This window comes from Halobacillus trueperi, from assembly GCF_003386945.1.
GTDB classification, from domain to species: domain Bacteria; phylum Bacillota; class Bacilli; order Bacillales; family Halobacillaceae; genus Halobacillus; species Halobacillus aidingensis.
Genome location: NZ_QUAE01000003.1, coordinates 248,557 through 259,497, shown reverse-complemented (window position 1 = coordinate 259,497; position 10,941 = coordinate 248,557). Strand labels below are relative to the sequence as shown.

9 protein-coding genes are annotated in these 10,941 nt (G+C 40.0%); 7 read left to right on the top strand and 2 right to left on the bottom strand.

The window, feature by feature from the left end; genetic code table 11:
• Window positions 1-4: 4 nt before the first annotated feature.
• Window positions 5-637, top strand: coding sequence for a bifunctional 2-keto-4-hydroxyglutarate aldolase/2-keto-3-deoxy-6-phosphogluconate aldolase (locus DYE48_RS06120; RefSeq protein ID WP_115822861.1), 633 nt, complete (start codon window positions 5-7; stop codon window positions 635-637).
• Window positions 634-1,635, top strand: coding sequence for a sugar kinase (locus DYE48_RS06115; RefSeq protein ID WP_115822860.1), 1,002 nt, complete (start codon window positions 634-636; stop codon window positions 1,633-1,635). The genes DYE48_RS06120 and DYE48_RS06115 overlap by 4 nt, the downstream gene beginning before the upstream one ends.
• Window positions 1,636-1,692: 57 nt before the next feature.
• Here the strand turns inward: DYE48_RS06115 and DYE48_RS06110 are convergent, their stop codons facing one another.
• On the bottom strand, window positions 1,693-4,029 hold the full coding sequence (locus DYE48_RS06110; protein ID WP_115822942.1) for an immune inhibitor A domain-containing protein: 2,337 nt from the start codon (window positions 4,027-4,029) through the stop codon (window positions 1,693-1,695).
• 555 nt (window positions 4,030-4,584) lie between these two features.
• Window positions 4,585-5,688, bottom strand: a complete 1,104-nt coding sequence (locus DYE48_RS06105) for a hypothetical protein (RefSeq protein ID WP_115822859.1) — start codon at window positions 5,686-5,688, stop codon at window positions 4,585-4,587.
• A 678-nt stretch (window positions 5,689-6,366) separates the two neighbouring features.
• Here DYE48_RS06105 and DYE48_RS06100 point away from each other — a divergent pair.
• From DYE48_RS06100 to DYE48_RS06080, 5 genes are all read left to right on the top strand, one after another.
• Window positions 6,367-7,131 (top strand): tyrosine-protein phosphatase, encoded by a 765-nt coding sequence (locus DYE48_RS06100; RefSeq protein ID WP_208639633.1) that lies wholly within the window; start codon window positions 6,367-6,369, stop codon window positions 7,129-7,131.
• A 131-nt stretch (window positions 7,132-7,262) separates the two neighbouring features.
• Complete coding sequence (locus DYE48_RS06095) at window positions 7,263-8,234, top strand: pectate lyase family protein (protein ID WP_115822857.1); 972 nt, start codon at window positions 7,263-7,265, stop codon at window positions 8,232-8,234.
• 366 nt (window positions 8,235-8,600) lie between these two features.
• Entirely contained in the window at window positions 8,601-9,527 is a 927-nt protein-coding gene (locus DYE48_RS06090; protein ID WP_115822856.1) for an NAD-dependent epimerase/dehydratase family protein, read from the top strand.
• A gap of 32 nt (window positions 9,528-9,559) precedes the next feature.
• Complete coding sequence (locus DYE48_RS06085) at window positions 9,560-10,315, top strand: YveK family protein (RefSeq protein ID WP_115822855.1); 756 nt, start codon at window positions 9,560-9,562, stop codon at window positions 10,313-10,315.
• Complete coding sequence (locus DYE48_RS06080) at window positions 10,299-10,934, top strand: CpsD/CapB family tyrosine-protein kinase (protein WP_115822854.1); 636 nt, start codon at window positions 10,299-10,301, stop codon at window positions 10,932-10,934. The genes DYE48_RS06085 and DYE48_RS06080 overlap by 17 nt, the downstream gene beginning before the upstream one ends.
• Window positions 10,935-10,941 lie beyond the last annotated feature (7 nt).

Sequence of the window (10,941 nt, the reverse complement as noted above, 5' to 3'; positions counted from 1 at the left end):
GAAGATGAAGAAACTTGATGTGTATCAACAATTGCTGAACAGTAAATTAACCGTGGTCGTTCGTGGAAACTCACCAGAACAGGCCATCGAAACCGCTGAGGCCTGTATAAGAGGCGGGGTCAAAAGTCTTGAGTTCACGTTCACTATTCCTCAGGCGGAAAAAGTTATTCAGCATTTTTCAAATTATGATGGGATCATCATCGGAGCAGGGTCTGTACTTGATTCTGAAACCGCTAAATTAGCCATCCATTCAGGAGCCGAATACATCGTCGGACCGAATTTCAGTAAAGAAACGGCCCGGCTTTGTAATCGATATCAAGTCCCTTATATTCCAGGATGCATGACCGTGAACGAAACCATCGAAGCGCTTGAATTCGGTTCATCCATCGTGAAGCTTTTTCCTGGACAAGCCTTTTCCCCTTCTCATATTAAAGCGGTCAAAGGCCCGGTCCCTCAAGTGGAAATCATGCCTACAGGCGGTGTGGATCTTGATAACATCCAGGATTGGTTTCGAAACGGTGCTGTTCATGTAGGAGTCGGAGGAGAGGTTACTAGACCAGCTCAGCAAGGGAATTTTGAAATGGTTACCGCGAATGCAAAGTTGTTCATCGAAGCGGTTGAAGAGGTGTTCGTATGAGTAGAATCGTCACTCTCGGAGAACCATTAATGCGAATGACTCCCCCAGGTTTTCAAAGAGTCAAAGAGACGAAGGAATTCCAAGCTACAATCGGCGGGGCGGAACTCAATGCATCAGTAAATCTAGCAAACTTCGGCCATGAGGTCGCGTTCGTATCCGCGGTTCCAGACAATGACCTGGGAGAAAATGTGAGAAAATTCCTTCGGGAGCGGAACGTCAACGATCAATGGGTGAAAAGGGAAGAGGGACGGCTTGGTGTCTATTTCGTTGAAGAAGGATATGGACCCCGTTCAGCAAAAGTGACGTATGATCGCGCCTACTCTTCCTTTTTGCAAGTGGCAGGGCAGGAATGGAATTGGGACGCTATCTTCGAATCTTGTCAATTGTTCCATGTGTCCGGCATTACCCCGGCTCTTTCTTCTTCGCTGAAGGAATTCACTCTTCAGGCGGTTAGGGAAGCGAGCAAAAGGAAGGTGCTCGTAAGCTTCGATTGTAACTATCGAAGCAAATTGTGGAGCGAAGAGGAAGCAAAACTCGCTTTTGAACAGATTCTTCCTTATGTAGATATCTGTTTTGCCGGACAAAAGGACTTCACACATATTTTGAATGTAGGTCCAGAAGAGAACTTCCATCCGAGTCTATTAAAAAAGTACTTCAGAGAAGCTTCACAGGATTATGGAATTTCCCTTTTCGCCTGTACGAACAGAGAAGTGATAGATTCACAGAGTCATCAACTACAGGGTTTTCTATTGCAAAATGATCAATTTATTGAAAGTCAGAAACATTCCATTCAGGTTTTGGACCGAATTGGTGGCGGAGACAGTTTTGCCGCAGGAATTCTGCATGGAATGCTGGAAGGTTTGGATGAGGCGTCCATTCTTGATTTCGGAAAGGCTTCAAGTATCTTAAAGCACACGGTGAAAGGAGATCATTCTTCATTTTCTGAAGATGAAGTGTTTGGATTTATGAATGCTCACCTTCATGATGTGGTTCGGTAATGTAGAATAAAAAGACATTGAAGATTTACTCTTCAATGTCTTTTTTAGTTCAACCTATTATTTGAAAATCATCACTTTACCAACTGTACCATCTTCACTTTGACCAGTGACTCTGAACTTCAGTCCGTACTCAGGTACGTTACGTCCTGCATCAACTAGACCTTGGTTGGAGTAGTCTGCACTGTCATCGAAAAGAGGTGTGCGCTTCGTGTAATTATCTTTCATGGTTACACCAAGAAGCTCACTGTAGTCTAGATACATTTTTTCAGATTTATCTAAGCTGAAAGCAGCATCATGGACTTGATAACGAGTCAATCCAAGACTACCGTCACTCCATTTGTTTACGCGCTGGTCTGCATCCACAACACCTAGGAACCCGTCACCAGGGTGGAAACCTGTCCAGTTTTCGGAATATTTATTATCCACATACCAGACGACAAGTCCGTCATCGAATGTCATGAGACTATCTCCACGGCGGATGTTGGCTAATCCCTCATCTACACCGTTGTGGCTACGCCATTCAAGCAGGTAGTAGTGGTCAGAACGTTTGATTCCGTCATCCTTCGTGAAGCCATCAAGATTGAATTTCGCTTCACCTTCTGCATCATCAAATAGCACTTCTTCACCGTCTACGACAACTGAAAGATCATCAGCGTAGAGGCCTGGGTTCGATACGGCTGCATCTGTCACGTATTCAATGGCCACTTCAACTTCTTGGCCTGCGTATGCAGAAAGGTCGAAGGAAGCGTCAATCCAACCATCAGAACTTCCTGTAATTCCGTGACCTAGGTTAGAATCATGCGGGTTGGTATCTGTAGTAATATCACTTGGGATTGGTTCCCCGTTAACAGTGACGTATGCATAATCCCAATCTGTTTCAATATCGTACCATGCCTTGAAATTGAATTCCGCACTCGTAGCATTTGTAAGATGGACTGTGGTGGTTAGATAGTTGTGCATTTCATCAGCACTACCGGAGAAGTACTCATATTCACCACTAGCTGGTTCGTTGATGACCGTTTCTTTTTGTGGCAAGTTAACTTTGACCACATCATTGTTCTCACCTTTAGTATTCGCTTCATCCAAAAGGACCGACATGCCTTCCTTAGTGACATCATCAACATTAATTTCTGTTCCGGATAACCAGTTTCCTTCGGTACCATCGCTATCTACGACGGCAGAAGCTTGAAGCATTTCTTTTGCATAAGGACTGAATCCTGTTGGCATTGTACCAGGAATGTCACCTGCCCAGCTTCCGCTCGACATGATGGACCAGTAGCTAACCGGCTCTCCTTCTCCTGAATACTGTGTATCATATTCGTCTGGAAGGCCGAGGTCATGTCCGAATTCGTGCGCCATAACTCCTACAGCACCGTCTTCAGGCTCGATTGTGTAATCGTAGGCTGCCATAGCACCACCCCAGTAAGGAACAGATGCTTCTGTACCCTCAAGTGCGAAGACTCCACCAAGATTCCAGCGGTGGGACCAAATCGCATCAGGACCTAGGGATCCTCCTCCAGCTTCTTCACCAACACCAGAGTGGATAACCATCAAGTGGTCGACTAATCCATCAGCCTCGAGGTAGTTCCCGTCACCGTCTAGGTCATAGCGATCCCACTTGTCATAGTCAGCAAGGTTTACTTCTGGATCAGCAGCAGCAGCTTCAAGCGCTTCTTTGACCAGCCCACGTGCATTGACATCACTATCATCCTCTGTCGGGTAGTTCCCACCATAGGCAGCAGCTGGTTGACTAGCTGTGTACCAGCCAGCAACTTCCCCTTCGACAGAATAACTTCCACCGGATTGCTGCTCATAATATTGTTTCATAGATACATAGTTTTTCCCGTCCGGTCCTGTCCAGCCGCCATCACCAAATAACATGTCCTGGTAATGTTCACGTGAGTAAGCATCTTCATCATCATAATACATATCCGAGTGTTCAGGAGAGATGGTGTTACGCGGTTTATCTGGATAGTCGACTAAAAGAACAAGTACTTTATCCGTACGCATTTCTCCATTATAAGCCTCTTCCTCTACACCATCAGGAGTGTCCGCTTGTCCAAGTTTATTTCCTTTACCTTTCTTCAAGCTGTTATTATCCATGGCTTCTTTTAACTTTTTCTTCGTCTCGGCTTTTTCATCATCGAACTGCCCTTTGGCTTTTTCAGCAGAAGCTTGTTTAGATTTTAAGAATTTTTTCAAACCTTCCTCAGCTTCCGCAGGTGTAGCATCTTTGGCAATCTTCCCATTCTCTTTCAACATCTCGATCAAGCGCTCATCATTAGCGACGGCTGCATCAAATGGCATACCGCTAGGAGAATGTGAATGAGATTTATGTACGTTCTCATGCCCAGTCGTTGGCAACTCGAATGCACTGGCGCTCATTGGCCCCATGGTGAGAGCTAGAGCTAAAGCAGATGTTACAATCTTTGACGTTTTTTTCAATAAAATGACCCCTTTCTTTAGAAACCTTTTTTATCCTACATTTTCTAATTTATCAAAAAAGAAAGAATAATCAACATTATTTGCTAATTATTCAGAAAAATAAGAAAAAAAGACTACCACTTCTCTTTTGTGATAGTCTTGAGTGTTCATCATCCGACATAATTTAATATAAAATGTCATATATTAAAATTCATACTTTGATAGTGCTCCCGGTGTTTTTAGGTTTGAAAATGATACAAGAAGAGCTGATTTTATTAGGTAACAATGGTAAAAATAGAGTCATGGTGCAACCTGAATACATAAAAGGATTACAGTACTCCTATACGTACAACTCGAAGGAATATCGCTAGAAGAAGGTTAAGAATGAGCGTTATTGTAGCATTAATACATGGGATAAACGATATAACAACATGGTGTTTCTATTCTTAGTTACGTTTTCAATTCCATACAGATACTTTCTAGACACATACTTATTCCAATCCTATAGTCAGAGATTCTAATTCATCATATTGGTTTTATAGGAATGTACATAATACCTGCGCTGGTCATGACTCGATAAACAGCATCTGTTGTTGGGTTAAGGTCTGTTCTTAACCATACTTGCCCTACCACAGGATTTTGTGGGTCACTCGTTCTTTTTTCAACTATTGTCGTGTCATGACTAACGACAAGGTTTTTTCTCCCTTTATCACTGACACGATCCAGGGGCACATTTCTGGATAAGTCGACGAAATTATAAGACGACCTAACAGTAAAATCTACGACAGACCCGGAGTGGGTAATCTCAAATAAGTCCCACACCATGCCTGTAAATCTGTTATCTTGGCCACTGGCTGTAATGATTTTTTTTGTAGAATTAGAGGGTTGGATTTGGAGGTTTGAAAATATATTTCCTGTTGTTTCAAATGGGACCGTTTCGCTTCCCTCAAGCACAATCATATGGACACAATCTTCGATGGCGATATTGTCAAAGTTATTCGCGTTTACCCAAGCCCTGCCGCTGCTAGGTTTTGTTGCGCGAAGATGTATTCCCTTTTCAAAGCCTACGATTTTAATGTTGCTGAAGTTTACAAATGAAATTTCGTGTTCGTTTCCTCCGGAGTAAAGGTAAATCCCAGTGCCCCCGTTATCCCCCATCCAGTTCAGTATCGTAATATCATCAATCTGTGTATTGTTCCACGTGTTGTAGAACTTTTGTGATCCATTCAATGAAATGGCTCTTCTTGTATATCCAGTTACGTCAATAGCAACTTTTCCCCCTAAAAAAGAAGCATCTTGTTCTATGATGAATCCGTCCACATTCGCTCCCAGCATGTAAACCGTAGAGTAAGCAGACAATAGACGTACACCTTTTTTTATAGTAATTGTGCTCTCTAAATAAAAACTTAGATCATCAGAAAATACGGTTTTTATGGAATGTTGCTGTGCATAGTCAATCGCTTTCTGTAACCTATCTGCATCACTTACTCCTGAAAAGTCAGAAACTCGAATATAGACGGGTTGGGAACTTGAGGAGTTACTGTTTGAGGATAAAAGTGACACAATCCCATTTATGGCACTTGTCAAATTGTTGATCTCATTTTGAAGTTCTTCATTAGAAAATACCAATTGGTACACCTCTTCTTTTCAATTTTCCTTCTTATTTACTATAAAAGCTCTCTTAACAAGAATTTGGTATGTTCATTCTCACCTGAAAATGTAGTCAAGATTTAAGACTGTATTATATGAAAAACAAATCCAATTGGTTCTTACGTCTCACGTGCATAAACAACGATGTTAAACCTCTGGTACTGAGGTGTAAATCCTCCTATGTTGGTGAAAGTAAAAGGCGGGTCTTAATAAAAATGTGTTCTTTCAAAAGAATAAACAAGGAATATTTTACTTATTTTAGTGTTATATTGAGTATTTTAAAGATTTATTGATGAATCTGTTCTTTAAAGTGAAATATGGGAGTATTTGAGGTTTCCTATATGTCTCCCAAGGATATATAATCAATTTATGCCATTCTTAATAAAGAACAACGAAGAGATTGCGAAGAACCACAGGAGAAGGTAAATCCCAAAAACATATGCAGTGTTGTGTTTAGTTCAATTGCGGTCTGCGCAATTCTCAATTTGTGAGGCTGAACGTGAAGGAATTTATTGGATTATATTGTTTAACAATGCTGTTTGTTGGTTAGTAGCTACTTAATAAGTGCACATGAAATCATTTACTAATTATCTTAGGTGTTAGGAGATAGCAACCTGTTTAACCTTTGTTCGAAAATACTAAAGAGGTGGAATGAAAATGATCGATTTGCACAGTCATATTTTACCTGGATTAGATGATGGAGCTCAGACGATGGAGGATAGTGTCGCAATGGCCAAGTTGGCTGTTGAACAAGGAATCGATACGATCGTTGCTACTCCCCATCACCTTCATACACGGTATAGTAATCCAAAATCGCTCGTTATCCAGAAAACCGCTCAGTTGAATGATGAACTCTTTCAACAAGGAATTGATTTGACGGTGCTCCCAGGACAGGAGATAAGACTCAATGGAGATCTTGAAGCGTTTGATTCGGAGGAATTGCTTTCTATCAACAAGAATAGCGGTTATGTTTTTCTCGAATTGCCGAATCACGACATTCCCCATTATGCTAAAAAAATGATGTATGAGATTCAATTGCTTGGTTACAAGCCTGTACTCGTTCATCCAGAGCGTAATAAAATGATTCGTCAGCAACCGAATGAACTCTATAACTTTGTAAGAAATGGCGCTATCACTCAAGTAACCGCCGCAAGTATTGCAGGGAAATTAGGGAAAGAAGTTCAAAAATTTTCTTATCAAATGATTGAATTCAATCTGACTCACCTTGTAGCCTCTAACGCTCATGACTCCAAAAAACGTGGATTTTTTATGAAAGAAGCTTACAGCAAAATTGAGAAAAAGTTCGGTACAGATCTCATGTATCAATTCATGGAAAATGCTCACGTTGTTCTTGAGGGAGAGATGGTTTATACGGATCCTCCAGAGCGCATTAGAACAAAAAAGCGTCTGGGAATTTTTTGAACAATAGGAAGACAGTCTTTCTTTCATGTCATGAAAAACGCAAGCCCTAATTGGAGAGGCTTGCGTTTTTTCAGTCTTTATTTGTCCTTAAACAATAGGGCACTTTAAAATATTTTTGAGGAGCGTATGTGTTGAATTACAAGGTTTTTATGCTTTCATTAGCTGTACTTATCCTCGGTATTCTATTTGTTTACGAAAAATATGAAAATCAACAACAATCCTTAGAAAAAGCTTCACTGAAAGAGGAGGTAAATATTGAGGATTTTGGTGCCAAAGGAAACGACGATAAGGATGATTCAACGGCTATCCAAGAGGCTATTAATTATGGCGTGAAACATGAATTAGGGAAAGTTAAGGTGACAGGTAATCAAAGATTCATCCTTCAGAAAGGGATTATTTTAAAACAAGGGATTGAGCTGGAATTAGGAAAGTACACCACTTTAGAAGTTCAAGGTGACTTTAGGGTTTTTGAAATCATGAAAAATGCCTCAATTACAAATGGCATCATAGAGGTGTCTGATAAAAACTTCTCTTCTGAAGTCCTCTATTTTGATGGTGGACAAAAGTTCTGGTCGTGGGAAACTTCACGCATTGAGGGGATGAATATTATAAATACGAGTGATGAAAACACGGGAACAGCTATAGCACTTGTAGCTGACCATTCCAATGAATTTATTAGTTTTGTCGATTTTTCATCGATAAAAATTGTGGGTTTTCGAACAGGAGTTTTCATCAAGGCTGAAACACCAACTGGGAAATATAACTTTGTTAATGGCAATCGCTTTATTAATCTTACGTTGGATGATTGTGTCGAATGTATCGTCATAGAGAGTTCTAAATCTATTCCTAATGAGGTGTCGGGGAATCAATTTACTGACTTTCAAATTCAATTGTCAGATGCTACAGAAGAGGTCTTAAAAGTGTCTGGATCAGATAACCGCTTTCAAGGAATGATCTGGGACGTGGAATCATATGCCTCGGAAACTAAGATTGTAAATTTCTCTGCTCAGTCTATGAGGAACAGTCTGATTTCTAATGTGAATGAAACATATATCGTTGATCAAGGGGATGACAACTCATACTATCCACAGTCGACCCCCTGACCTTAGCAGCTTCACAATTATGAAATGGATCATTATTATATGGAGCACCTTTTTATACCTCTCTTCCAAACCAAAGTGTAGGAGCAGGAGGGTGTAACAACAAAAACATTAAATAAAAGAGTGATCAGTTTGAACCTTTAGTAAAACTGATCATTCTTTTTTGTTCTTTAAACAGAACGAAAAAGATAAAAAAAGAGAGGTATTGGAAGTATTCACCACGAAAAGTGTCTTATCGAGAACAAATAAGGTGGATTTGGAGTTTTGCTATTAAAGATAAACACTCTATAATGAACATAATATACTTTATAAAGAACGAGAGTTTGATGGTTCTTTATAAAGAAAATGCGGATAGGCAGGTGGAGTCTAGTGAAAGCATTAGTGACAGGTGGGGCTGGTTTTATTGGATCACACATCGTAGATGAATTACTTCTACAGAATTTTGATGTAATCGTTTTAGACAATCTATCAACAGGAAGGGTAGAGAACATTTCTGATCGTGTGATTCACTATAACGTAGATCTCAAAGATAAGTTAGATTTAGTGTTTGCCAAGGAAAGGCCGGACATCGTTATTCATCAAGCGGCTCAAGTTTCAGTTTCTTATTCAATGAAAAATCCAGGGTTTGATGCGGAAGAAAACATCAAGGTGACAGTAAACCTGTTAGAAGCCTGCGTGAAATATGGAGTGAAGAAGTTTATTTTTGCTTCTTCAGCAGCTGTTTATGGTGCACCGGAATATTTACCTATAGGGGAGGATCATCCTGTAGATCCTTTATCGTTTTATGGGCTGTCAAAGAGAAATGCAGAAACCTATATTCAAATGTTTTCTAACACATTCGGTTTGAACTATACCATTCTTCGCTATTCCAATGTTTATGGAATGAGACAAAATACAAAAGGGGAAGCCGGGGTAGTGGCCTTGTTCATCGATCAAGCCTTGAGAGGGGAGGCTTTATCCGTTTTCGGAGATGGGTTGCAAACGAGAGATTTTATTTTTGTTAAAGATGTAGCCAAAGCGAATGTAGCCGCATGTCATTATGGTGATCGAAAAACGCTCAATATCAGCCAAGGAACTAAAACTTCTATATTAGAACTTATTGAAGAACTGTACTTTAACATTAGTGATTCTATGAGTCCTTCTTTTCATGATGAACGGCCAGGGGATATCCGTCATAGTTTACTTTCCAACCAGGAGGCTAAACATTGGCTTGATTGGGAACCCTCTTATACACTATCGGACGGCATTCAATTAACAATAAAATATTGTCAAAGTCATCAAGTGCACACTTATTAGATATAAACTTTAATGAATAGGTGGAGGTTGTCATGCAAGATCAGATGGATATTAAAGCTTTTTTCTCTGTTCTCAAAAAGAGAATCCTTACAATCTTTATCGTCACCTTTTTCGTGTTTATTTTAGTCGGAGCTGTTTCAATATTTTTCATGAAGCCTACGTATGAATCAATGGAGAGTATCGTTGTCGGTGATTTGAACAAACAAACGACTGAATATGCGGAATCGAGAGAACTTAATATGTTACTTGCCTCTACCATCGATTTTATTAAAAGCCCCAGCGTACTTAATTACGTAAGCAACGAATTTAGTATCAGTTATGAAGACATAGAAAAACAGGTGGTCGTACAGAATACGAGGAATTCACAGATTGTGAATGTTGTCGTAAGAGGAAGTAGTCCGGATGATACAGAAAAAATAGCGAACATGATCGTTGTTACTACTGTAGACAAGATGAATCAGCTGTTTGATGTACAAGATATATACATCTTAAGCGATTCTCCTAATGGAACCACCGCTGAAAAAATCGGTAGCACTACACTGAACTTGGGAATTGGGGTAGTGATTGGGTTATTAGCTGGGATCGGAGTCGCTTTTTTGAGGGAACATTTAGATGATTCAATCCGAACCGTTTCTCAAGTAGAAAAGGAATTGGGGATTCTGGTCTTTGGTGATCTTCATTTGAAAAAGAAAACTTCACGAAAGAGGAAACATGAAGAAAATCCTATCCAGAGAGGTAGAAAAATGGAAGTCGTAGAAGGGGAGAAAAAAAATGAGGTCAGTGTCTGAGAAGATCAAACAGAGATTAATGCTCAACGAACAATATGTGAGCACTCAGCAAATACGCATGATCCAAATTCGAGTGAATCGATTCATCCGACACGAACCTTCAGCGTTGATGCTTACATCAGTAGATGAACATACGGAAAACTCTTTGATATCTGCGAAATTAGCTATGGCTATGGCTCAACAAGGTAAGAGAGTGTTATTGGTCGATGCGGATCTATCGTCTCCTACTCTCCATGATTTTTTTCAAAAAAAGAATAAATTGGGTTGGGCTAATGCTGTTCTAGAAAGGAGAGGTGTACAAAATATGATCAGGGAAACACAGGTCCCTAACCTATGCCTCTTAACTACTGGATCTACCCAAAAATTTCCACAGGGAATGTGGATACCTGAAAAAATTAAAGGGGTCGTTGAGGAATGTAAGAAGGCGTTCGATCTCATTTTATTTACGTCTCCAACATTTTTATTTAGTGCAAATGCTCAATTGTTAGTCGAGTACTGTGAAGGTGTTATTTTGGTAGCTCGAACAAATAAGAGTAAGAAAGAAAAGTTAGTAAACACTGTAGAAGCAATTGAAAGGTCTGGTAGAGAAGTCTTCGGCACCATTCTACAAACGGGATAAATGAAAA